The sequence below is a fragment of the uncultured Tenacibaculum sp. genome (assembly GCF_947494125.1).
Taxonomy (GTDB): Bacteria; Bacteroidota; Bacteroidia; order Flavobacteriales; family Flavobacteriaceae; genus Polaribacter.
On sequence record NZ_CANLTU010000001.1, the window covers coordinates 40,908 to 66,193 of the forward strand.

Consider the following 25,286-nt stretch of genomic DNA (forward strand, 5'->3'; position numbering starts at 1 on the left):
TCTCTTATTAAAATATGATCTTCACTTTTGCTTCTTTAATATCTTCATACACTAGTGTTACTGTTTTCTCTACTGTATGTTTTCCTTTACCTATTGGCTTAGGCTCTCTTGCTTTCCAATGTAACGTAATATTTTCATCCGTTACTTCAGTTAATGTACCTTCAATCTCTTCTATTTCAGTTTTAACCTTTAGAATTCTATTAACATTCTTTACATATTGGCGTTTTACCATAAGCGGATGAGAAATGTCTGGAGTAGTAACTTCTAATGAAAAATCTTCTTCTTCTCTATCTAAATTATGTTCTATTTTTCTACTAATCCGAACACATTCATTTAATTGAACTCCTGAATCTCCATCAACAATTACTTTAATTTTACTATTAGCTAAAAACTGCAAATCTATCAAATACAACGATTCGTTTTCTTGCAAAGCTTCTTGTAATAATTCTCTTACTTTTTCTTGATTCATCCTAAGGTATAAAAAGAGGGGACTTACGTCCCCTTCATCCATCTAATTAATAAATTCGCTGCAAAGATAGTAAGTTATTCATTAACACACAAGTGTCATTCACCTTTCTGATTTAAAATGTTTTTCGTAAATTTAAAACAATATCCACCTTAAATTTTTTATTATGAAAAAAATATTAGTTCCTACTGATTTCTCTATACCCTCTGAACATGCATTAAAATTAGCTTCAAGCATCTCAAAAAAATCCGAAAGTGAGGTTCACTTACTTCACATGGTGGAATTACCTACTGGCATTATAGACATGGGTAGTGGAAGCAATTTTAGCATACCTGAGAGCATGCTCTATATTAGAAAAGTACGTGATAAATTAATCAATTATAAGAAACAGTTTTTTCCTAAAAATGAAAACGTTAAACATGCAATTCGTTTTCAAAACCCATATGAAGGTATTCGCGATTATTCTAAAAAAATTAGCGCTGATTTAATTACAATGGGTACAAAAGGCCATACTGATTTAGAGGAAATGTTAATTGGATCTAATACAGAAAAAGTTGTAAGAAATTCTGAAATACCAGTGTTAGTGACTAAAAAAAATGGCGAAAATTTCAAACCTAAAAATTTAGTATTTGCATCTAGTTTTAAACCTAGTAAAAACCAAGCTTTTGAAAAATTTTTAGATTTTGCCAGTAATTTTAAAAGCAAAATTCATTTATTAAAAATTAATACTCCTCAAAAATTTGAAAACACTCAACTATCCAAACAAAAAATAAAAGACTTCGCTGATAAACATAATATTTCAGACTATTCTATTAATATTTACAATGATTCTTCTGTTGAGAATGGCATTTTAAATTTCTCTAATGAAAAAAATGCTGACATTATAGCACTTGCTACACATGGAAGAAGTGGTTTATCTCATATTTTTAATGGAAGCATTACAAAAAACCTATCTAAAAACTCCATTAAACCTATGCTTACTTTTAAAATATAAAAAATAAAAGCACTTGATTATCCTTGTGCTTTTTTTTAAAAATATAATTGTTTATATAAATTCGCTAAACCTTTAGCCTCTTTTTTAGCGCTCCAATTATTCTCTATTTCCTTTCTCCCTTTCTCTCCTATAAATGAAAGCTCATTTTTTATAAGTTTCACTACCAAATCCCTCAACTCCTCTGTATTACCTGCTTCAAATAAATAACCAGATTTCCCATGAGTTATTAATTCAGAATGTACTCCCACATTCTTTGTTGCAATGGTTGTATTCCCACAAGACATCGCTTCAGCACATACTAATGAAAAACCTTCTGAAAAAGATGGCACTATGGCTATTTTTGAAGATTGATAATAAGTTACAATATCTGTTGTTTCATTAATAAAGTACACTTGACTTCCTGTATTACTCCTACGAACAAGCTCTTTTAACTCAACTAAAAACTCTGGTTTATCTACCTTCCCTACAATAACCACTGCCCAATCCTTATGATTTTTAAGCTCTTTTGTTAATGCCTCCAATAAAACCTTTTGTCCTTTAGCTTCCCTAACTCTTCCTGCACAAAGAATTATATTTCCTTGTAAAACATTTGGTAAACCTTCTTTTTCTTCAGAAATAAAAACATCTGTATTTACTCCATGGGAAACCTTTGTATTCTTTACACCAAGTTTCTCATGCATTGATGTAGTTAATGTAACAACAGCATCAGACTTTCTTAATAAAAGCCTCGTTAAACTTGACGGATTAGTTTCGGCATGTCTAGTTAAAACTAATTTAAATTCAGCTCCTAAAAACCGGTACCAAAACATTTTTAATACTTCATTATTTCTATGACAATGAACAACAACTTTTTTATTTGAAAACAACAACTTTTTCAATTCTTTCGTTGTTATTTTCTCTCCATCTATTCCATAACCGTATAAATATGTTTTACATATTTTTTTTAAATCAGGAATTACATTTTCAACACTTCTTGTAACTCCTGTTCTTCTTTTATGAAAATGAGTATGTACAATTATTAAATCAGAACCCATTTAAACAAATCTTCTTTCAATAATTTCAAATAGTCTTGTTTCATACTCCTCTTTATCTGACCAATTATAATCTGGCTTAATCATTTTACTGATAAATTTTTTTGCTTCTTTTTCTGTTTTGAATGTATTCAATTGAGAGACTACTCTATTAAAATCGTTCTGATTCCCATCAAAAAGGTGTTTTACAAAAGCTATCCTGTCATTTAATCCAATTTGAATTGCATTTTGTAAATGATCATTTAGCGATTTTTTATGATCTACTTTTTCAAATAAATCTGCCATTACATCTACAGAAATAGTGTCTTTTAATTCATCTTCTAAAGTTGGTGTTTTTATCTCCCCTACATCTGTTACATCATTTTTAACGTCATCTTCTTTATTAAATAATAAATTTTCAATTTCATCAAAAGGCTGTTCAATAATTTCTTCTATCTCTTTTTCATCAATTATATCATCAATAATTTTTTGCGCAATTTCATCAGCTTCCTGCTCTAGCTCATCTTCTAATTCTTCTTCTAATTGATGAACAATTCTACTTTCTTCTGCTAAAGGCTCCTCTATGTTTTTACTTTCTTTTACTTCTTCTTTTTCTACTAAAGAAATCTCTTCAAGTAACTCTTCTTTTGTTTTTGATGGATTAGGTGTATGATTTATATACTCTTCTACATATGCTAAAACCGAAAGTTTCTCATAAATCTCATGTGCTTTTTGCTTTAACTCAAACACATTTTCTTTATTTTTCATTTGTAAAATACTGTGTGCTAAACTGGTTAAATCTGATGCGAGCTTTTTGTGCATAAGTTGTTCTTTGATTTTGATTTTTGCTTTTAAATTTTAATAAATTTGTTCCTTGTTCGAAAGTAACACAAAAATCAATAATTAGAGCTTAAAATTACAAAATGTTTCTTGAAAATACGGTAAATCATACAGAACAATTTGGTTGGATTGAGGTAATTTGTGGCTCAATGTTTTCGGGTAAAACCGAAGAATTAATACGCAGATTAAAACGTGCACAGTTTGCAAAACAACGTGTAGAAATATTTAAACCCGCAGTCGACACTCGTTATGACGATGAAGAAGTAGTGTCTCATAATTCAAACAGAATTCGTTCTACGCCTGTTCCAGCATCTTCTAATATTCGTTTATTAGCAAACGATGTTGATGTTGTTGGTATTGACGAAGCTCAGTTTTTTGATGACGAAATCGTTACTGTTTGTAATGATTTAGCAAATAGAGGAATTCGAGTTATAGTAGCTGGTTTAGATATGGACTTTAAAGGAAAACCTTTTGGACCTATGCCTGCACTTATGGCTACTGCTGAATACGTAACTAAAGTGCACGCTGTTTGCACTCATACTGGTAACTTAGCTCATTATAGCTATAGAAAAGCATTAAGTGATGATCTTGTTCTCTTAGGAGAAACACAAGAGTACGAACCACTAAGTAGAGCTGCATATTATAAAGCTATACGAGACCAAAACAATAAGAAAGAAAATTTATCAGATGAATAATCATGTTACCGTTTTAGAAATTGATGCAGCATCTCTACAACATAATCTTGCCTATTTTAAGCAAAAATTAAGTCCTACAACTAAAATTTTAGCTGTGGTTAAAGCTTTTGGTTATGGTAGTGAATCTAAAGAAATAGCTAAATTATTAGAAGATAAAGTAGATTATTTTGCGGTAGCCTACTCAAATGAAGGTGTAATTTTACGTGAAGCAGGAATTAAAACTCCTATTTTAGTTTTACATCCCCAAATTCAAAACCTTAAAGAAATTGCCAAGTATAGGTTAGAACCTAACCTATATAATTTTAAAATACTTGATGCATTTCTTAAATTAGCTGACGAAGAACCTTTAATGAACTACCCTGTTCATATAAAATTTAATACTGGTTTAAATAGATTAGGTTTTTGGCATACAGATGTGCCAACTATTATTACTGAATTAAAAAAATCTAACAACATAAAAGTTGAGTCAATATTTTCACATCTAGCAGCTAGTGATGATGTTAATGAACAAAATTTTACGGTTGAACAAATTAATAACTTTGCATATATAGTAAAGCAAATTTATGAGCATTTAGGATATGAGCCCATGATTCATATTTTAAATACATCTGGTGTTGTAAATTACCCTCAAGCACAATTTGATATGGTTCGTATTGGAATTGGATTATACGGTTTTGGCAACAACGAAGAAGAAACTAATCAATTAAGGAACACACATACTTTAAAATCAATCATTTCGCAAATACATTTAATTCAACCTGGTGAAACAGTTGGATATAATAGAGCTTTTGTTGCTAACCAACCTACTCGAAGTGCAACTATTCCAATTGGACATGCCGATGGTATTTCGAGAAAATTAGGAAATAAAGAAGGTTTTGTATTTATTAATAATCAACCTGCACCAATCATAGGAAATGTTTGTATGGATATGATTATGGTTGATGTTACAAAAATTGAATGTAAAGAAGGTGATGAAGTTATTATTTTCAATCTCCAAAAACATGTAGAATATATTGCACATAAGTGTGAAACAATACCTTATGAAATATTAACTGCCATATCTCAACGTGTAAAAAGATTGGTTAAGAATTAATTTTTTTTTATTTTACAAGTCAATTAACTATAAAAACAAAAAAACACATGGGAATGCTTAAAGAGTTTAAGGACTTTGCAATGAAAGGCAACTTAGTTGACATTGCAGTAGGTTTTGTTATGGGTGCAGCTTTTAATAAAGTTGTAGCTTCTTTTACAGGAGGAATTGTATCTCCACTAATTGGATTATTATTTAATGCCGATTTTAAAGATTTAAAATACGTTTTAAAAGATGGCGTTGCTGACGAAGCTGGAAAAATAACCGGAGAAGTAGCTGTACTTTATGGTAATTTCTTAACAAACTTAATAGACTTTATTATTGTTGCTTTTGTAATGTTTATGATTATTAAAGCAGTTAATAAATTAAAGAAAAAAGAAGAGCCTGCTCCTGAAGCTTCAAAAGGACCAAGTCAAGAAGAGTTATTAGCACAAATTAGAGATTTGTTAAAAAATAAATAAGCAAAAATTCTTAAGAAAACAAAAGCATCTGGAATTATTTACAGGTGCTTTTGTTATATAAATGACATTAATGCTCTTGAGTTTATCTGATGTTTTAATTGTTCTATTTTCTCATACATTAACGTAAAAAACATCCTCCTTTCTACTTCTGCACTTCCGGATATCTTTTGCGAAAACTGTAATTGCTTTTGAAAATACACATCCACTTCATCACAAATTATCTTATCTTCAATTCTCATGTAAGAAAGAGAGGTATAAGGAACTAATAATCCTTTTTTAGCATCTGATTTTAAAAACAAAACATGATTGATATTAACTAGCTTATTATAATACAACTCATACTTTAAATCTTTTTTTGAATTCCAAATTTTAGTTTTTGCTTTTTCTTCAATCCCTTCTATTAGCAGTAATATTTCATCACATAATTGCAAAGCTTCACCTCTAGTTATTAGCTTTGTTTTATAAAAATAATATATTGTATGCAAACAACTATTAATTGTAGTATCGCTCCAAACATCAGTAACAGAAACTTCTTTAAACATTTCTCTAAAACGCTTAGAGTCATTTGAAAAAAATTGTTTTTCAATAAATTCACTAAATGTTTCTATTTTACTTTCATCTTTTTTAGATAAAAAGTTCAAATAAACATAAACCCTAAATTTACTATATAATGTATCTACAGGAATATGATAAATAGGGATGTTTTTAGCCGTGTAAAAGACTCTAGAATTTTTATCTGAGGCGTAAGACGCTACATAAAAAGCTACATCTTTATAAAAATCATTTACACCATCATAAGTATTAACATAATTATTTTTAATAATACTTTTAGATAAAGGGCTACTTAAATCATATAATTCATTTAATGAAATTTCATAATATTTGGCCAGCTCTAGCGCGTCTTTAAACGACAAGGATGTTTTTCCGTTTATTCGCCTATAGGCTGCATCGTAACTAATATCAAGAACATCAGCTATTTCTTCGGTGAACAAAACATTATTTGGTAACTTTTCCTTTATAAGATTGAAAAGTTTATCTTTTTCTACACTCATACTTTTTACTCAATAGATTTTTCTTAAAAACCGCAAAAAGAAAATTTTTCTTTTGCATTTTTCACAACCACACTTTACATAAAAACTTATTAATTTGTTTAACAAGCTTATGCTAGGTGATCAGGGGGGAACATCTATTTAAGTAAAAAGAAAGTCTTCTCTTTCCAGAGAGAAGACTTTTGTTTTGCTCTAATGTACGTATTTTTTAAAGTTAAGTCAAGTATAGTTTAAATATGTTTACCTTTTTCCCAACCGTGTTTTCCTAAATACTGCTCTCCACTTTCTACAGCACCTCCTTCAATAGAAGTTCCCATAGAATCGTTCCATCGATTTAAATATCCAAATAAAGAAATAACACCTAACATTTCCACTATTTCTCCTTCATCCCAATACTTATACAATTCAGTTTTTATTTTTTCATCAACCATATTTGGGACCAAAGATGCTGCCAAAGAAAAATCTAATGCAGCTCTTTCAGCATCAGAAAATGCTGGATGCGTCTTATACTCCCAAATATTATCTAATTGTTCTTGTTCAGCTCCATAACGCTCAGCTGCACGAATTGCATGTGCTTGACAATATCTACATCCAGTAGCATTACTTGAAACCCAAGCGATCATTCTTTTTAAAGCTGAAGTTACTTTTCCTTCATTAGCCATAACCGCTTTATTCAAATTAATAAATGCTTTTGAAATGGCTGGCCTACGTTGCATTGTTAAAACCGAATTTGGACAAAAACCTAAAGTTTCATTAAAAAACTCAGCTAATTCTTTTGTTTCGATGTCATGTTCTGCTGATAATGGTGTTACTAGTGGCATATATTTTTATTTTTGTTTTTATTAATAACTTTTTGCACTACGTTTGTGTTATAATTCGGCTATATAAGTCGATTAATACACAAAACAACTTACGCAAGAAACAAAAAAATAATCAAATTATGGCATCACATACAGTCACAACAGTTTGGAAAGAAAATATGCAATTTGAAACTGACAATCCAAGCGGTCATAAAGTTTTAATTGATACTTCAGAAGAAAATGGAGGAAACAATTCTGGTTTGGGTCCAAAAGCAATGATGCTATCATCATTAGCTGGTTGTTCTGGTTTAGACGTAGTTTCTTTATTAAAAAAAATGAGAACTTCTATAACCGACTTTAAAATGGAAGTAACTGGTGAATTAACAGAAGAACACCCTAAATATTATGATAAAGTTTCTGTAGATTATCATTTTTATGGAGAGAATTTAGATGAAGATAAAATCAACAAAGCCGTTACATTATCTATAGATAAATATTGTGGTGTAATGGAAATGTTTAGAAAATTTGCTAAAGTAAAAACAGCTACTCATTTTCATAACCAATAAAAAATCAACAAATTGCTATGCGTTGGAAATTAAAACCAGAACCTAATTCTGAAAAAACAAATCAACTAGCTAAAGAACTTGGTGTAAATAAAGTATTGGCTAAAATTTTGGCTCAACGTAATATCGACACCTTTGATAAGGCTAAGTTATTTTTCCGCCCAACGCTCAATGACCTCCATGATCCTTTTTTAATGAAGGACATGAGCATTGCTGTTCAACGAATTGAGAAAGCCATTAGTAAAAATGAAAACATATTAGTTTATGGCGATTATGATGTTGATGGAACTACAGCAGTTTCCTTAATGTCATCTTATCTAAAAACTATTCACCCTAATATTTCAACTTATATTCCAGATAGGTATAAAGAAGGGTATGGAGTTTCTTATGATGGTATTGATTTTGCTGAAGACAATGATTTTTCTTTAATTATTGCTTTAGATTGTGGAATTAAAGCAATTGACAAAGTTGACTACGCTACTAATAAAAATATAGATTTTATTATATGTGATCATCACAAACCAGGAAATAAAATCCCTAAAGCTATAGCTATTTTAAACCCAAAACAAGTAGATTGCAATTATCCTTATAATGAATTATGTGGTTGTGGTGTTGGTTTTAAATTAATTCAAGCATTAGCTTCCAAAAGAGGACAAACTATTGAAGATTTAATTCCTTATTTAGATTTAGTTGCTACTGCTATTGCGGCCGACATTGTTCCTATGACTGGAGAAAACAGAACCTTAACTTATTTTGGATTACAAGTTATAAATTCTCAACCTAGAAATGGAATTAAAGCAATTATTCAACAAACTCAAAAGCAAGAACTAACAATTACTGATGTTGTTTTTATTATTGCTCCAAGAATAAATGCAGCTGGTAGGATGAAGCATGGTAATTATGCTGTTGAATTACTTACTGAAATGAATCTTGACTCTGCAATTGAATTTGCTTCAGCTATTGAAAAGTTTAATTCCGATAGAAAAGATTTGGATAAAAAAATTACACAGGAGGCTTTAATTCAAATTGAAAACAACAATGAAGAAGAAAATTTCACAACCGTAGTTTTTAACGAAACATGGCATAAAGGAGTAATTGGTATTGTAGCTTCTCGACTAATTGAAACCTACTATAGACCCACTTTAGTATTTACCAAAAGTGGTGAGAAACTAGCAGCTTCTGCACGTTCAGTTAAAGGTTTTGACGTTTATAATGCTCTAGAACAATGTTCAGAATTCATTGAACAATTTGGTGGTCATAAATATGCTGCAGGTTTAACCTTACTTCCAGAACAATATGAAAACTTTAAAGCTAAATTTGAAGAAGTAGTTTCTAAAACCATTGACAAAAATTTATTAACTCCAGAAATTACTATTGACGCAGAAATAGATTTATCTGAAATTACTCCAAAATTTTATCGAATCATTCAACAAATGGCTCCTTTTGGCCCCTTAAATATGAAACCAGTTTTTTCGACATCTTCAGTTCGAGACAATGGATACGGAAAACAAGTAGGAGCAGATAAAGATCATTTAAAATTGAATATAATTTATGGCTCTGATAAAAAAACATACAATGCTATTGGTTTTAACTTAGGCAAAAAAATAGCCTCTATTCAAAACGATTTTGACATTACTTATACACTAGATGAAAACACCTGGAACAATTACACATCAATTCAATTAGTTCTAAAAGATTTAAAATAAATTTATTTAGATTAAATCTAAATAAATTATATATTTGTTTCCATAATAAGTTTTAATATGGAAAACATTGTAAAAATATACGACAATAAAATTGGCATTTCATTTCGTTGGAAAGAAACAAATTCTAATCTAACTCAAATAATATTTAATGATACTGGTTTTCATTTAACCGAAAATGAAATTGAAGCCTTTTTAGAAAAAGTAACAGATTCTAAGCTACAAAAAAATTGCGCTACTTGCATTAAAGGAGAGAATTGTAAATCTATATTATTACAAACTCCTTCAGAAAAAGTAAGCATGGCTGTTTCACAAGTTGAACTTGGACAAATTGATGATTTACTAAAAGGTACGCTTTTTCAACTTCGCTTAAATAACTACTTAATTGATATATGTAAAAATTAAAAGAGCTTGCAAATTTGCAAGCTCTTTTAATTTTATTTTTCTTTAATCAAATACATATAAACCGGAAAATGATCACTGTACCCTCCAGTATATTTTCCATTTGCAAAACTTCTTTTTGGATATCCTTTATAACGTCCTTTTTTTCTCGTTAAAAAGCGTTTATTAAAAATTCCTGATTTAAACATTTTAAAAGAAGAAAAATCTTTTTTTCCTTTATCTAACAATGGAGAAGTTATTAAAATTTGATCAAATAAATTGATATTATCTCTATATGCTAATGTGTTAAATCCACGACGAAACATGTCTTCATAAGGATTATAAAGATCACCTTTCTTTACATTTTTCTTTTTAGTTTTTGTTTTTAGAACCGTTTTAAAACTAGAATTTATCGGATCATCATTAAAATCTCCCATAACTATTATCTTTGCTTTAGGATCATTCTTTTTTATTTTTTCAATTACCTGAGTTACTTTATAAGCTGCTTTTTCACGTAATGGTCTACTCTTAGCTTCACCACCACTTCTAGATGGCCAGTGATTTACTATTACATGTACTAGTTCATCATCTAAATATCCAGAAACTAAAAGAATATCTCTAGTATAAACTTTTCTATTATTAGCATAAATATTAGGATTAAATGCCTCAAAATGGATAGGTTTAAAATAACGCTTTTGATATAATAAAGCTACATCTATTCCACGTTTATCAGGTGAATCGAAATGAATAATTCCGTAATTTTTTTTCTTTAGTTTTTCAGTCTTTATTAAATCTTCTAATACTTTTTTATTTTCTACCTCTGCAACTCCTAAAAGTGTAGGACTTGTTTTTGCCTTTTCCGCTCCTAATTGATTAATAACATCAGAAAGTTTTTCTAATTTATCTTTATAAACGGCCTCTCTATTACCATTGAGCTCCATCATTGGACTAGCTTCATCATTCTTTTCAAGATCATTAACAGTATCGAAAAGGTTTTCAAGATTATAAAACCCGACTGTTCTGATTTTGTATTTCTTTTGACTTTGTTGGGCAAAAGATGAAAATGTTATAAGGAATATAACTAAAACTGATATTATTTTTCTCATTTTATAAAATTTACGCGGCAAAAATAATACAAATTTTAAGCCAATAAGGTTTTTATAGAATAATAATAAATTTAATAATGTTAACTTAACATTAACGTTATCTTAAATTTGTTAATTTTGCGTCCCTTTTATTGAATAGTGTTATAAAAGGGGTTAACATATTTAAATATTTTATAAACAAACATTTATGAGAAATTTTACGGTAACAATGTTATTAGTCCTCTCTAGTTTTTTAACTATGAATGCGCAGAACATTGTAAAAGGAATCGTAATAAACAATGATTCCGAAAAACCTCTACAAGGTGTTTCTATAAATGTAAAAGAAACTAACATTAGTACTACTACTGATGCTAATGGAGCTTTTACATTGAATGGTTTACCAGATGGACAACAAATTGTAGTTGTATCTTTTAATGGGTTTGAAACCCAAAACTTCCCTGTTAGATTATCTGGAAAGGTAATTGATTTAGGTACTGTTATGATGTATGAAGATATATCAGAAGATCAAGATTTAAGCACCATTACTATTACTGATGATGAATTAAATGATGATTCTAGCTCGGCAGATAATATTTCTGGGCTATTACAATCTTCAAGAGATGTATATTTACGTACAGCAGCTTTTGAGTGGAGTTCATCTTTTTACAGAATTAAAGGTTTAGATTCTGAAAACGGTAAAGTTCTTATCAATGGTATTGAAATGAACAAACTATACAACGGTCGTCCACAATGGAGTAACTGGGGTGGTTTAAATGATGTTTTACGTAATCAAGAGTTTAGCACAGGTTTAACACCTTCTAATTATACCTTTGGTGGAGCATTAGGTTCAACAAACATTAACACAAGAGCTTCTGAATACAGAAAAGGTGCAAGAATTTCTTATGCTTCTTCTAATAGAAGTTACTCACATCGTTTAATGGCAACTTATGCTTCTGGTTTATTAGAAAACGGATGGGCTATTACTGCTTCTGGTAGTAAAAGGTATGCTGAAGAAGGGTTTGTTGATGGTACTTTATATAATGCTCATTCAATTTTCGTTTCTCTTGAAAAGCAAATTAATGATAACCATAGCTTAAACTTAACTGTTATTCAAGCTCAAAATAGAAGAGGTAAATCTGCTCCTAACACACAAGAAGTATTTGATATAAAAGGGATTAAATACAACTCATACTGGGGATACCAAGCTGGTGAATTGAGAAACTCTCGTATTAAAAGAGTTGATGAGCCAATAATTATGTTAAACCATTACTGGAACATAGGTGAGAATACTACCTTAAATACTGGTGTTGCATATCAATTTGGAGAAATAGGTAACAGCCGTTTAGATTTTAATGGAGGAAATAACCCAGACCCTACCTACTATAGAAAATTACCTAGTTATTATTTATCTAATCCAAATGGAGCTGATTTTGAAGGAGCTTATAAAGCTTTAACAAATTTCCAAAATAATGGTCAAATCAATTGGGATGATTTATATTTTGGTAATGAAGGTGATAAAAACGATGCTCGTTTTGTTTTATATGAAGACAGAAATGATGATAAACAATTTACAGCTAATACAATTCTTAATACTGAATTAACTGACAATATTACTTTAAACGCTAATTTGGAATATCGTAGATTAAAGTCTGAAAACTTTGCGTCAATTATCGATATGTTAGGAGCTAATTTTTATAAAGATGTAAATAATTTTGGTAATAGTTTCGCCCAACAGCAAAGTAATATACTAACTCCTGAGAGATTCGTTACTAAAGGAGATCGTTTTAAATACAACTATAACTTAGAATCTCAAGTTTATGGTGGTTTTGCTCAATTACAGTTTAAGTATAACAAAGTAGATTTTTATGTTGCAGGTTCTGCTCATAATACATCTCACCAAAGAGAAGGTCTATATCAAAACGGTTACCGTCCTTTAAACTCTTTAGGTAAATCTAAAAAATTAGACTTCTTTAACTTTGGTGCTAAAGCAGGAGTTACTTATAAAATTTCTGGACGTCATTTATTAGATTTCAATGGGGGGTATATTACAAAAGCTCCTTCAATAAGAAATTCTTTTGCTAATTCAAGAATTAGTAACGAAACAGTAGCTGATGTTAGCTCTTTAGAAAGTGAAAAAATAATGTCTTTTGATGCTTCTTATATTTTAAGAACTCCATTCATCACATCTAAATTAACAGGGTATTACACAGATATTAAAGATGCTACTGAAATTTCTTTTTTCTTTGCTGATGGTTTAAATGGTGATTCTTCAGCATTTATTCAAGAAATTTTAACTGGAATTAACAAACGTCATATGGGTGTTGAATTCGGTATAGAAGCTCAAGTTACTCCTACTATTAAATTAAGAGGTGCTGCAAACTATGGACAATATACATACAACAACAATCCTGACATTATTGCTAAATCGGACGATCCAAGTTTTTCTTTTGATAAAAGAAAAGCTTTATTAAAAGATTATAAAATAGCAGCAGGACCACAAACTGCTTACTCTTTAGGTTTTGATTATAGAGACCCAGATTATTGGTTTGTAGGCGTTACTGCTAACTACTTTGATAGAGCATATGTTGATGTATCTCCTATTAGAAGAACTGATAACTTCTCTAATGATATAGATGGACAAGTTTTTGCTGATTACGATCCTGTATTAGCAAGACAATTATTAACTCAAGAGAGATTTGATGATTACTTTACATTAAATGCTATTGGAGGTAAATCATGGAAAATTGGAAATAATAAATTCATCAGTGTTTTTGCTAGCGTAAGTAACATTTTAGGTGAAGAATATAAAACTGGTGGTTTCGAACAAGGAAGAAATGCTAATTATCGTGAATTAAGAGACGATAATGCTAATGGTGCTCCAACTTTTGGAAATAAATATTGGTTTGGTAGAGGTACAACTTACTTCTTAAATGTAAATTATAGATTTTAATAAAAACAACATAACAAAATGAAAAATTTAACCTTATATAGAATATTTGCAATTTTATTTGTTGCAATTTCTTTTTCATCATGTGTTAAGGATGGTGATTTCGTTATCCCTACTGCTGGAGAAGATAAACAATACACAAACTTAAAGTCGTTAAAAGAAATAACTGACTTATATACTGGTGGTGTATTAGATTTTAATGAATACACAACTACTTCTGGAGAAACAGAAATTAATACTTACGGGTATGTTATTTCTAATGATAGAGCTGGAAATTTCTACAAAACTTTGATTATTCAAGATAAAATTGAAAACCCAACTGTTGGTTTAGAAATTAGAATTGATGCTACAAACTTAAACGCAATGTATAATGTTGGAAGAAAAGTTTACATTAAACTTAATGGTTTAGCTTTAAGTAAATACTTTACTACTTTCCAAATTGGTGTTAAAAATGCTGCTGGAACAGGTACAGATAGAATTAAAGATACTGACTTTGTAAATTATATAGATAGATCTTCTGAAATAGCTGAATTAGTTCCAACTAATTTAACTATTAATGAAATCACTGATAATCATATTAATACACTTGTAAAGATTGATAACTTACAATCTAAGCAAAAAGGATTAACTTATGCTGACCCTAATAGTACTTTTTCTGTAAATAGAGATTTTACTAGCTGTGCTACTTTTGAGTCTATAATCATGAGAACTAGTGGTTTCTCTGATTTCAAAGCTTTACCTATTCCTGACAAAAAAGGTAGTATTACTGCAATCTTAAACAAATTCAGTAGTGATTACCAATTATTTATTAGAGATCCTAAAGATGTTGATTTCACACAAGAATATGGTTGTTTTAATAACCCAACTTCAAAATCTTTAGCAGATATTAAAGCTTTATTTACAGGAAGCGAAACTACAATTACTGAAAGCTTCAAAATAAAAGTTGTTATTACTTCAGATCTTGCAAAAAAGAATATTTCAAATAGAAATGCTTTTGCTCAGGACGGAACAGCAGCTATCGCTTTACGTTTTAGTGAGGCATATAACTTAAACATTGGAGATGAAGTAGAAATCTCTGTTGGTGGTTTAAAATTAAGTGAGTACAATGGTTTATTACAATTAAACTTATCTAACTCAAATATTACTAATAAAACTACTGGAACGCTACCAGCTCCAGAAGTAATTACTCTTACTCAGGCTTTAACAGGAAATTACGAAAGTAAGTTAGTAACCATTGAAGGTGTTCAATTTAAAGATATCGCAAAAACATATTCAGGTTCTAATCTTTTAACTTCAGACTGTACAGATGAATTAACTACGTATGTTAGAACTGATGCTGCATTTGCTACAACAAATGTAAGTGATAAAAAAGGTTCTTTTACTGGTATTATGTCTGATTTTAATGGACCTCAAATTTATTTAAGAGATGCATCTGATGTAAACTTTACTGAAGCCTATGCTTGTGGAAATACTGGTGGAGGAACTGGTACTGGAGACGATTTATTCTTTTCTGAATATGTTGAAGGTTCAAGCAACAACAAATATGTTGAGATTTATAATGGTACTGGTGCTGCTGTAGATTTATCGAAATACCAAGTTTGGGGTTCTTCAAACGGAGGTGGATGGAAAGCTGCTAGACAATTAGATTTAACTGGAACTTTAGCTGCTGGCGAAGTTTATGTTATTTCAACTAACCAAGCAGTTGCTGAAATTCAAAATGAAGCAGATTTAAAATTACCATATGAAAGTCCAGTTCACCATAACGGTGATGATGCTATTGCTTTAGCAAAAAACAATGGCTCTGGAACATATGAAATAATTGATATTATTGGAGACCCAGATAACGACCCTGGTTCTGGTTGGGAAGTTGCTGGTGTTGCTAATGCTACTAAAGATCATACTTTAATTAGAAAAGCATCAGTTACTAAAGGAAGTACAAACTGGGCTGCTAGTGCAGGTACAGATACTTCTAATTCTGAATGGGAAGTAAAGACTAAAGATGATTTTTCTTCAGTAGGGAAAAAATAATTTCTTTAAATAAATAAAAGAAAAACCCAAGTTTAAAACTTGGGTTTTTTTATTTCTAAAATTTACACCTTCTCATTCTTTTACAAACTGTTGCGTGTACTTCTTACCTGTTTTTCCTAAAGTTATAAAGTAAATTCCGGTAGTTAAATCTGAAATATCTATTACTCTTTCTTCAGTAGTCATTTTAATTTCTTTCAATAATCTTCCATTAGAGCTATAAATCTTCACTTTTTTATACTCCCATAATTCATTGTAAATTTTCACATTAAATGAATTTCCTTTTACTGGGTTAGGAGAAAATAAAATTACCTCTTTATCATTCACCAAAAACTTGTTTGAATTTTTAATTGCCATTTTACTACTAGTACAACTTCCTATATTTTTCCAACCTGTAGCTGTTCTCTCATATAAACTATTAGAATAAATAACTTTATCTCCAGTTTGATAATTTACAGAAGCATTATAAGTAGCAATACCATTACAAACATCTACAACGGTAGCTTCTGTTAAAACAACTGAATAATCTTCCGCTTCACCATAATTAAAAGAACCACATGAGTTTGGAACAGCATTATAACTCATAGCAATTCTCATTCTTGTTTTTCCTAGTTTTGCAGTTGTAGGGATGGTAAAAGATCCGCTTACAGGACTATCTTTTGATGCACTTTTAGTCCAAACTTGTTCACCTGGGTCTTCAAAGTCAGCATCTTGGTTGTAATCTATCCAAACTGCATATCCTTCGTTATATGTAGTTCCAACCCATTTAGGCGTAACTGTAACTGTATAAGCACTACCTTTCTTTAAATCTGTAGATAAACTTGTAAAATCCTGATAGCCATTCCCTCCATTAGAATTGTTATTAATACTTTCTAAAGTAACATTTTGAATATATTCATCGCTAACACTATCTCCTTTTAAATTACAATATGTTGGCACAACAACACTTCCTTCGTTTTTAGCAACTTCTATTAAATATTCCAGTCCAAGTTTGGCAAATTTTGCCGCATGGGTTGCGTTTGCAGTTACAGAACGATTAAAAGTATCGTTTATAGTATGAATATAAGGATTGGAATCGCTAAAAGAAGCTTCAAAAGGGAAAGCAGCATCATATCCTTGCTGAGCCCAACTATAATGATCTGAACATCCATAATTACAACGCGTATAATCATATGTAAATTGATGGTTTCCAGAAGAATTATATTGATCCATCAATTGTGCTAAAAAAGAATTAAGTGTACTACTATTATAACTATCATCAGAAATATAAACATCTTTAGTAGAACCTTTATAATTCGTCATATCAAACTGAACATATGAAACCACATTTACATTTCTGTTTTTATAATCTTGGGCTATTTCTTTAGAACCTCTTAATCCAACTTCTTCAGCTGCATAAGCCATAAACTCAATAGTTTTTTGTGGTTTGAAATTCATTTCAAAAAGCACTCTAGCAACTTCAGTTATTGTTGCTATTCCTGAAGCGTTATCATCAGCCCCTGGAGCATTCGTTTCTCTTTCTGGGCTTACCGAATCTATGTGTCCTCCTAAAATGACAAATTCATTAGGAATGTCTTGCCCTTGAATTGTCATAATAACAGAAGGCATTGTGGTACTATTATGATTTACTAACTTTACTGAAACATCTGATCTACTAGCAGCCATAGTTTCCCATTTTTGCTTTAAATCTAAAACAGCCTGATTTGCTTGTTGTGTTGTATGGTATCTAGTTCCATAATTTTCCAACGTTAAAATATGGTTAGCTATATTCGTATTATCCACTAGAGCAATTGCTTGATTTACTTTTGTGTTTTCAGAAATACTATACGTCGCTTTTTTTTGGTTTTTGCCTCTTTGTGCAAGCTTACGAATTGTTTTTAGAGCATCCTTTTCTGATGCTTCATAAATAAATCCTGGTCCATGAGTTAAAATCATATGATGTAATTTTTCTGCAGCATCGTTTCCTAATTTAACTGCACTAAAACCATTTAAGGAGGAAATTACTTTGATGTCGTTAGGGGCAACTTTTTGGAGTTTTAAAGCATTTTGGGTTTCGATTGTTCCGAAAAACATTTTTTCTTGACTATAAATGTTGGAAACTCTAATGCATAACAATACTAACGAAATTAATAAGTACGTTTTTTTCATTTTTACGGGGGGTTAAATTAATTTTTACGTAATAATATGCTCTAGCATATTACAAAATCTAAGTTACTCAAAATCAACACTCAAAAAACATTTTACATCAAAAAAATATTTTTAAAGCCAATTGTTTTTTATTAAATCATATATGAAAACGATTAAATTTATCTAAAACATTTTTTTTACGGATATTTATAAGCTAAATATTTATAAGGAACTAATGTCTTCTAAAAGTAGAATAACAAGAGCGTTTTTAAATGCAAAAAAATTAGACCTAACTGGACAATCTAAATATATTTTGTTCTCAGATTGTCATAGAGGTGATAATAGTTTTGCTGATGATTTTGCACACAATCGAAAAATATTTCATTTTGCCTTATCTCAATACTTACAAAAAGACTTCACTTATATTGAATTAGGTGATGGAGATGAATTATGGGAAAATAAATTTGTAAATATTTTTAATGCAAATAAAGATGTCTATTTACTTTTAAAAGAATTCCATCAAAAAAATCAATTACATTTTATTTGGGGAAATCATGATATGGATTATAAAAACCCTAAAAAAGTAGCAAAAAATTTAAACTACTATTATGACACAATAGATGGAAAAGACAAAGAGCTTATAAAAAATGCCTCTTATTCAGAAGCTATTAGACTTGAGCAAAAAGATGGGAAATCTGTTTTTTTATTACATGGACATCAAGCAGATTGGTTTAATTATGTTTTTTGGAAGCTTAGTAAATTTTTAGTTAAAATTTTATGGCGTCCATTACAGTTAATTGGCATAGATGATCCTACAAGTCCTGCTAAAAACTTTAAAGAGCTTATAAAAGTTGAAAGTCGCTTAGAAGAATGGATTAAAAACAATAACAATCAAATGATTGTAACTGGTCATACACATCGTCCAAGGTTTCCTTCTCCAAATGAATTACCACATTTTAACGATGGAAGTTGTGTACACCCAAGGTGCATTACTGGACTTGAAATAGAAAATAAAGAAATTACACTCATCAAATGGCATGTAATTACCAATGAAAATGGTACTATGCAAATTGTAAAAACTATTTTAGAAGGACCAGAAGCAATATCACAATACATTTAATACTGAATTAACATAAACAAGAAGCCAAATAACCTTTATTTAAATTCTACTTAATGTTAATACAAAAACTAATAGATATATTTGGAATATCTTATGAGATACTATAATTAGTCATTAGGTATTTATTAGTTTTTGTCAACTATTTATCTGGCTAACTGCCTTTGGCCAAGGCAGTTTTTTAATTTAATATCGTATTAACAATAAATTAACATTAGTATTGGTTATTTGCAGCGACAAAAACAAATAAACAACAACTAATGAATTTTAAAACAGCACTTACTTTTGTAAGTATGCTTATACTATCACATGTATATGCGCAGCAAACAAATGCTCCTAAATTTGGAAAAGGACTATTCAATCTAATAGGAAAAGATAGTACTTGGTCAATGAACATTGGAGCGAGAATGCAATTTTTAACTACTGCTCAATGGGATTCTGATTCCGACGGTTTATCAAACCCTGCTTCTTCTTTTTTAGTTAGAAGAGCAAGACTGAAATTTAACGGTTTTGCTTTTTCTCCAAAATTAAAATACAAAATGGAATTAGGATTATCAAATAGAGATATTGGTGGTGCTTCAGAATTTACAAACAATGCCCCTAGATATATTTTAGACGCTCTTTTAAAATGGAACTTTTATGAAAACTTTGAGTTATGGGTAGGACAAACTAAACTACCTGGTAACAGAGAGCGTGTTGTATCTTCTGGAAATCTTCAAATGGTAGACAGGTCTTTATTAAATAAGAGATTTAATATTGATAGAGACATGGGATTACAATTAAGACATCATTTTAATTTATCAGATAACTTTATAGTTAAAGAAGCTTTATCCATAGCACAGGGAGAGGGAAGAAATGTAACTACAGGAAATCTAGGAGGGCATCAATATACTGCCCGATTAGAGTTTTTACCTTTCGGGAATTTTACTAGTAAAGGAGATTATAAGGGAAGTGATTTAAAAAGAGAGAATGCTCCAAAATTAGCTATAGGTACTAGTTACGACTTTAACAATAACGCCGTTAAAAATAGAAGTAACCAAGGATCGTACATGAAAAATGATACAGGTTTTTATAAAACAAACATTACAACTTTATTTATAGACGCAATGTTTAAGTATAAAGGATTCTCTTTCATGGGAGAATATGCTTATAGAGATGCTAAAGATCCTTTTGCCAAAAACTCAGACGGTACTTTAACTGGTGACATTGTACAAGTTGGTAACGGATTAAATTTACAAAGTGGTTATTTATTTTCTAAAAACTGGGAATTATCAGGACGTTACACAAACATTAAATTAGACAAAACTATTACAGGTAAAGACGCTGAAAACCAATACACCTTGGGCCTTTCAAAATATATTGTAGGTCATAAATTAAAGGTACAAACCGATGTAAGTTACTTAGATGCAACTAATAACACTAACGAATTAATGTACCGTTTACAAGTAGACATTCACTTTTAAAAAAAATAACGTAAACCTAACATGAGCACTCAAATAGTGTTTGTAGATTTGCAAAAAAATTAAAAACTAAAAAATGGGAGATCCATATATTTTAATGCTAGTCGCTTTAGCTGTTTTAGCTATTGTTGATTTAGTTGTAGGTGTTAGTAATGACGCTGTTAACTTTTTAAACTCGGCTATTGGTTCTAAAGCTATTAAGGTTAGAAACATTATGATAATAGCTAGTGTTGGTGTTTTTATGGGAGCTATTACTTCTAGCGGAATGATGGAAGTTGCACGTAAGGGTATTTTTAACCCGAATATGTTTATGTTTCAAGACATTATGTTCATATTTATGGCAGTAATGATTACTGATATTTTATTATTAGATATCTTTAATTCACTAGGAATGCCAACATCAACTACCGTATCTATTGTATTTGAATTATTAGGAGCTGCTGTTTGTGTTTCTTTAATTAAGATCTCAGCAAGTGATTCTCAATCTATAGGAGATATTTGGAATTATATCAATCATAAAAAAGCAATTCAAATTATAAACGGAATACTACTCTCCGTTGTGGTTGCTTTTTCTGTTGGTGCTATTGTACAATTTATTTCAAGATTAATTTATTCTTTTAATTTTGAAAAAAGAGCAAACTATATAAATGCATTATTTGGAGGATTTGCTATTACAGCAATAACTTATTTTATTATTATAAAAGGAATGAAAGGAACTCCTTTTTATAAAGATATTAAGCATTTAATTGAAGGTAATACTGTATTAATTATAGCAGGAAGTTTTGTTGTTTGGAGTTTAATCTCTCAAGCATTAATTAGCTTCTTTAAAATAAATATTTTAAAATTAATTATTGGTGTAGGAACATTTTCTTTAGCTATGGCTTTTTCAGGAAATGACTTAGTAAACTTTGTTGGTGTACCAATTGCCGCATGGAATTCTTATGAAGCATGGTCTATTTCTGGTGTATCACCGGATGCATTTTCAATGGGAATTTTAGCTAAAAAAGTGCCGTCTAATGTTTATTTACTATTATTAGCTGGTGCAATTATGGTGATAACATTATGGACTTCAAGTAAAGCTCAAAACGTAATTAAAACGGGTATTGATTTATCTCGTCAAGGAGATGGTCATGAAAAATTTCAACCAAACCCTTTATCTAGAATTGTTGTAAGAGCAGCAATGGGAATTAACATGGGAATTAGTAAAATTGTTCCTGCTAAAACATTGGCTTTTGTAGATTCGAAATTTCAGAAACCTGTTATTGAATTACCAAAAGATAAAACGTATGAAATGCCTGCTTTTGATTTAGTAAGAGCAGCTGTTAACTTAATTGTTGCAGGTATCTTAATATCAATTGCAACTTCTATGAAACTACCTTTATCTACTACTTATGTAACGTTTATGGTAGCCATGGGTACTTCTTTAGCTGATAGAGCTTGGGGACGTGAAAGTGCTGTATATAGAGTAGCTGGTGTAATTAATGTAGTAGGAGGATGGTTTTTAACTGCCTTAACAGCTTTTGTTGCTGCTGCAATTGTAGCTTACTTAATTAGCTGGAACATGGTTATGATTCCTGTATTATTATTAGTTGTAGCGTTATTAATTGGTAGAAATACATTAATTCACAGAAAAAAATCGAAAGAGGTTAAAAAACAAATGCATATTGAAAGAGCTGAATTAATTACTATTAATGGAGTAATTGAAGAAAGTGCTGATCATATTGCTGAAGTTGCAACTCGTGTTAATAAATTATATACAAACGTTGTTAATGATTTAGCAAACCACGATTTAAACAAATTACGTAAAACTGATAAACACGTTGGTAAGTTAAATGATGAAATTGATGGTTTAAAAGATGGTGTTTTCTACTTTATTAAATCCTTAGATGATACTTCTGTACAAGCAAGTAGATTTTATATTTTAGTGTTAGGTTATTTACAAGATGTTGCACAATCTATTAGTTACATTTCTAGAGCAAGTTTTAAACATGTTAATAACAACCATAAAAACTTAAAGAAAGGTCAATTAAAAGACTTAAAACACATCGACAATACACTATCTAAATTATTAGATGATATTAGTAAAACTTTCGAAAATAGAAGCTTCGATAATTTAGAACATATTATTACCGAAAAGAAAGAATTATTAAAAGATGTGGCTACTTCTATTGAAAAACAAGTTGCTCGTATTAGAACTGATGAAACAAGTCCAAAAAACACTACATTATACTTTAGTGTTTTAATTGAAACACAAGATTTAGTTTCTGGTCTTATGAGTTTATTAGAAACATATGAAGAATTTCATATTAGTACTAAAAACATATAAAGATTAACTTTATAAAAATAAAAAAACCGAGCTTAAAAGCTCGGTTTTTTATTACGCTTATTACTTCTTTATTGCACGCATTAAGCCTTCTTGAGCTACAGATGCAACTAACTTACCTTCTCTTGTATAAATATTACCACAAGCAAAACCACGAGCTCCAAATGAGTTAGGGCTTTCTATTGAAAACAACATCCAATCGTTAAAATCAAAATCACGGTAAAACCACATTGAATGGTCTAAACTTGCCATTTGAGTATTTCCAAAATTAGCTACACTAGCATTTGGATTTAAACAAGCAGTTAGAATATTATAATCGGAAATATAGGTTAGTATTTGTTGTTTTAAAGCTAACGATAAATCAACAGAACCACCTTTTAACTTAAACCATACATCAACAACCGGAGGCAAATTTTTCATATCAAGAGGATTTGCTATTTCCACAGGTTTAAAATCTATTGGACGCTCAATACTTAAAAAAGCTTTTAGTTTTTTAGGCAAGAAGTCTCCAAACTGATCTAACATATCTGTCCAACTAAACAATTCTTCAGGTTGTTTTATATCTTTTTTAATTGGCATTTGATGCTCATACCCATCTTCTTTTTTATGGAATGAGCATGCCAATATAAAAATGGTTTTGTCTTCTTGATGTGCAGTTACTCTTCGCGTTGAAAAGCTTCCTCCATCCCTTATTACTTGTACATTGTATGTAATTGGTTTTTCTAAATTACCTGCTTCTAAAAAATAAGAGTGTAATGAATGTAAAGTTCGTTGTTCTGAAACAGTTCTATAGGCTGCATTTAATGACTGTGCTAATACTTGTCCTCCAAAAACATTTGGACTTCCTATGTCTTTACTTATTCCATTAAAATTATTACCTCCAATATCTTTTAAGGTTAGTATATTTAATAACTCTTGTGTATTTTTCATTATTACAAATTAACTTGCGCTCTTAATTCTTTCTTTTTAAATGGTTGCTTTTGTTTAAATTCTGAAGGTTGAATTCGTTTTAAGAATAAACTTAATATACGATTGGGTATGGTATTTTTATGTCTTAAATAAATAGTTAAATCTTGAGGTTTTGCACCAACTGAACTTTTTATTTCACTTGCTGTTCTACCAAAATTAATTGTATCAACCTTTTTGTCAATTCCTAATTGTATATAATCATATAACATTCTTTGGTATACCGCATACTCTCTATTATACTCATAATCTATTCCAACAAAATGTGCATCTAATGACTTTTTATTAAAGATTCCTGATAAAAAACCTACCAATTTATCTTCTAACCAATAGGCTTTTAAAAAATAATTTTCTCCTAAATTTTCTTTTAAAGATCTATAGGTTTCTAAATTAAAATCCCCCAAATTAAAGCTCGATTTTGCTGAAACTGTTTTATAGAGATTTGTCATTTCTGGCTGTAAATCTTTAAGTCTATCTTCCGTAACATCTTCAACTTTTAAAGAACAACTTAGCTTTAAGGCTCTTCGCGCTTTAACCCTAAACTTAGTTTTTAATGCTGCTAAATAATCATCTAAAGAATTCCAATTTCCGTCTAATTCCAAAACCATATTCGGATCTACTTTAAACGAATTATAGCCTTCTTCATGCAACTCGTGCGTAATATATAACGATTCTTTTTCAAAATCTTTAAGCATAAACGCATCTGCTGAATTCTTCGAGTTAGAATTTGAATAGTTAACTACTGCTTTTGCTATTTGTCGCAAAACTTCCTTTTTATCCTGATCGTTTTTTATAAAAACACCATGTTCTCCACTTACAAATGTATTTCCACAAGTAAGCACTTTAAAAGGTTTTTCTGGAGATATAATTCTTAATTTTCTCCCCATACACTTTACCCAGTCAACTATAGACTGCATATCGTTTTGAACACTATCTAAATAGAAATCTACTATTTGAACATTCGCTAAAGCAACTGCTGCGTTTTTATCATCAAATAATACAATATATGCAAAATGTATTTTTGGATTGTTTTGTTCTAAAGCAACTAAGTATTGTGGAGCAAAATATAAATTGTCTGTACATCCTAAATCTTCCCATACCTCTTTAGATATTTCTTTAATTGAAGAAAAATATTGAGTGTTTGAATTATGCTGTTTACTACAAGATAAAATATTCACGTATGC

General features: G+C 30.0%; 21 protein-coding genes. 12 read left to right on the plus strand and 9 right to left on the minus strand.

What is annotated here, in order from left to right; all coding sequences use genetic code 11:
• Window positions 1-7: 7 nt before the first annotated feature.
• The gene (rimP, locus tag Q0881_RS00210) at window positions 8-469 is read right to left on the minus strand and encodes a ribosome assembly cofactor RimP (RefSeq protein WP_299155833.1); all 462 of its coding nucleotides are present in this window, start codon (window positions 467-469) and stop codon (window positions 8-10) included.
• Window positions 470-632: 163 nt separating this feature from the next.
• Between rimP and Q0881_RS00215 the strand changes: the two genes are divergently transcribed.
• The gene (locus Q0881_RS00215) at window positions 633-1,460 is read left to right on the plus strand and encodes a universal stress protein (RefSeq protein WP_299155835.1); all 828 of its coding nucleotides are present in this window, start codon (window positions 633-635) and stop codon (window positions 1,458-1,460) included.
• A 35-nt stretch (window positions 1,461-1,495) separates the two neighbouring features.
• Here the strand turns inward: Q0881_RS00215 and Q0881_RS00220 are convergent, their stop codons facing one another.
• A complete protein-coding gene (locus tag Q0881_RS00220; protein WP_299155838.1) occupies window positions 1,496-2,494 on the minus strand; it encodes a glycosyltransferase family 4 protein in 999 nt (332 codons plus the stop codon).
• Window positions 2,495-3,292 (minus strand): hypothetical protein, encoded by a 798-nt coding sequence (locus Q0881_RS00225; protein WP_299155840.1) that lies wholly within the window; start codon window positions 3,290-3,292, stop codon window positions 2,495-2,497. It lies immediately after the preceding gene.
• 101 nt (window positions 3,293-3,393) lie between these two features.
• On the opposite strand from Q0881_RS00225, the gene Q0881_RS00230 reads away from it, so the two are divergent.
• From Q0881_RS00230 to mscL, 3 genes are read left to right on the plus strand one after another with little or no spacing between them, the layout of a single operon-like run.
• Complete coding sequence (locus Q0881_RS00230) at window positions 3,394-4,005, plus strand: thymidine kinase (RefSeq protein WP_299155842.1); 612 nt, start codon at window positions 3,394-3,396, stop codon at window positions 4,003-4,005.
• A complete protein-coding gene (gene alr / locus Q0881_RS00235) occupies window positions 3,998-5,098 on the plus strand; it encodes an alanine racemase (protein ID WP_299155844.1) in 1,101 nt (366 codons plus the stop codon). Before Q0881_RS00230 ends, alr begins: the two co-directional genes overlap by 8 nt.
• Window positions 5,099-5,151: 53 nt before the next feature.
• Window positions 5,152-5,556, plus strand: coding sequence for a large-conductance mechanosensitive channel protein MscL (gene mscL, locus Q0881_RS00240; protein WP_299157000.1), 405 nt, complete (start codon window positions 5,152-5,154; stop codon window positions 5,554-5,556).
• Between the two features lie 53 nt (window positions 5,557-5,609).
• Here the strand turns inward: mscL and Q0881_RS00245 are convergent, their stop codons facing one another.
• Both Q0881_RS00245 and Q0881_RS00250 read right to left on the minus strand, forming a co-directional pair.
• Window positions 5,610-6,608 carry a helix-turn-helix transcriptional regulator gene (locus Q0881_RS00245; protein ID WP_299155846.1) on the minus strand — a complete coding sequence of 333 codons (999 nt, stop codon included), beginning with the start codon at window positions 6,606-6,608 and terminating at the stop codon, window positions 5,610-5,612.
• A 227-nt stretch (window positions 6,609-6,835) separates the two neighbouring features.
• On the minus strand, window positions 6,836-7,426 hold the full coding sequence (locus tag Q0881_RS00250) for a carboxymuconolactone decarboxylase family protein (RefSeq protein ID WP_299155848.1): 591 nt from the start codon (window positions 7,424-7,426) through the stop codon (window positions 6,836-6,838).
• A 119-nt stretch (window positions 7,427-7,545) separates the two neighbouring features.
• Here Q0881_RS00250 and Q0881_RS00255 point away from each other — a divergent pair, with 119 nt between their 5' ends.
• From Q0881_RS00255 to Q0881_RS00265, 3 genes are read left to right on the plus strand one after another with little or no spacing between them, the layout of a single operon-like run.
• Window positions 7,546-7,971, plus strand: a complete 426-nt coding sequence (locus Q0881_RS00255; RefSeq protein WP_299155850.1) for an OsmC family protein — start codon at window positions 7,546-7,548, stop codon at window positions 7,969-7,971.
• A gap of 17 nt (window positions 7,972-7,988) precedes the next feature.
• Window positions 7,989-9,674, plus strand: a complete 1,686-nt coding sequence (recJ, locus tag Q0881_RS00260; protein WP_299155851.1) for a single-stranded-DNA-specific exonuclease RecJ — start codon at window positions 7,989-7,991, stop codon at window positions 9,672-9,674.
• Window positions 9,675-9,731: 57 nt separating this feature from the next.
• Complete coding sequence (locus tag Q0881_RS00265; RefSeq protein ID WP_299155852.1) at window positions 9,732-10,076, plus strand: hypothetical protein; 345 nt, start codon at window positions 9,732-9,734, stop codon at window positions 10,074-10,076.
• A gap of 32 nt (window positions 10,077-10,108) precedes the next feature.
• On the opposite strand, the gene Q0881_RS00270 is transcribed toward Q0881_RS00265, so the two are convergent.
• The gene (locus Q0881_RS00270) at window positions 10,109-11,158 is read right to left on the minus strand and encodes an endonuclease/exonuclease/phosphatase family protein (RefSeq protein ID WP_299155853.1); all 1,050 of its coding nucleotides are present in this window, start codon (window positions 11,156-11,158) and stop codon (window positions 10,109-10,111) included.
• Between the two features lie 187 nt (window positions 11,159-11,345).
• Between Q0881_RS00270 and Q0881_RS00275 the strand changes: the two genes are divergently transcribed.
• Together Q0881_RS00275 and Q0881_RS00280 are read left to right on the plus strand one after the other, a co-directional pair.
• Complete coding sequence (locus Q0881_RS00275) at window positions 11,346-14,087, plus strand: TonB-dependent receptor (RefSeq protein WP_299155855.1); 2,742 nt, start codon at window positions 11,346-11,348, stop codon at window positions 14,085-14,087.
• Window positions 14,088-14,105: 18 nt separating this feature from the next.
• Entirely contained in the window at window positions 14,106-16,112 is a 2,007-nt protein-coding gene (locus tag Q0881_RS00280; RefSeq protein WP_299155856.1) for a DUF5689 domain-containing protein, read from the plus strand.
• 72 nt (window positions 16,113-16,184) lie between these two features.
• Here the strand turns inward: Q0881_RS00280 and Q0881_RS00285 are convergent, their stop codons facing one another.
• Entirely contained in the window at window positions 16,185-18,257 is a 2,073-nt protein-coding gene (locus Q0881_RS00285) for a M20/M25/M40 family metallo-hydrolase (RefSeq protein WP_299155857.1), read from the minus strand.
• Between the two features lie 214 nt (window positions 18,258-18,471).
• Here Q0881_RS00285 and Q0881_RS00290 point away from each other — a divergent pair, with 214 nt between their 5' ends.
• The 3 genes from Q0881_RS00290 (at window position 18,472) to Q0881_RS00300 (ending at window position 23,139) form a co-directional block, all read left to right on the plus strand.
• Window positions 18,472-19,356, plus strand: a complete 885-nt coding sequence (locus Q0881_RS00290; RefSeq protein WP_299155858.1) for a metallophosphoesterase — start codon at window positions 18,472-18,474, stop codon at window positions 19,354-19,356.
• 257 nt (window positions 19,357-19,613) lie between these two features.
• A complete protein-coding gene (locus Q0881_RS00295) occupies window positions 19,614-20,816 on the plus strand; it encodes a porin (RefSeq protein ID WP_299155859.1) in 1,203 nt (400 codons plus the stop codon).
• A 73-nt stretch (window positions 20,817-20,889) separates the two neighbouring features.
• On the plus strand, window positions 20,890-23,139 hold the full coding sequence (locus tag Q0881_RS00300) for an inorganic phosphate transporter (protein WP_299155860.1): 2,250 nt from the start codon (window positions 20,890-20,892) through the stop codon (window positions 23,137-23,139).
• A gap of 60 nt (window positions 23,140-23,199) precedes the next feature.
• Here Q0881_RS00300 and Q0881_RS00305 read toward each other — a convergent pair whose 3' ends face one another.
• Both Q0881_RS00305 and Q0881_RS00310 read right to left on the minus strand, forming a co-directional pair.
• A complete protein-coding gene (locus Q0881_RS00305) occupies window positions 23,200-24,066 on the minus strand; it encodes an acyl-CoA thioesterase II (protein WP_299155861.1) in 867 nt (288 codons plus the stop codon).
• A 2-nt stretch (window positions 24,067-24,068) separates the two neighbouring features.
• Entirely contained in the window at window positions 24,069-25,280 is a 1,212-nt protein-coding gene (locus Q0881_RS00310; RefSeq protein ID WP_299155863.1) for a GNAT family N-acetyltransferase, read from the minus strand.
• Window positions 25,281-25,286 lie beyond the last annotated feature (6 nt).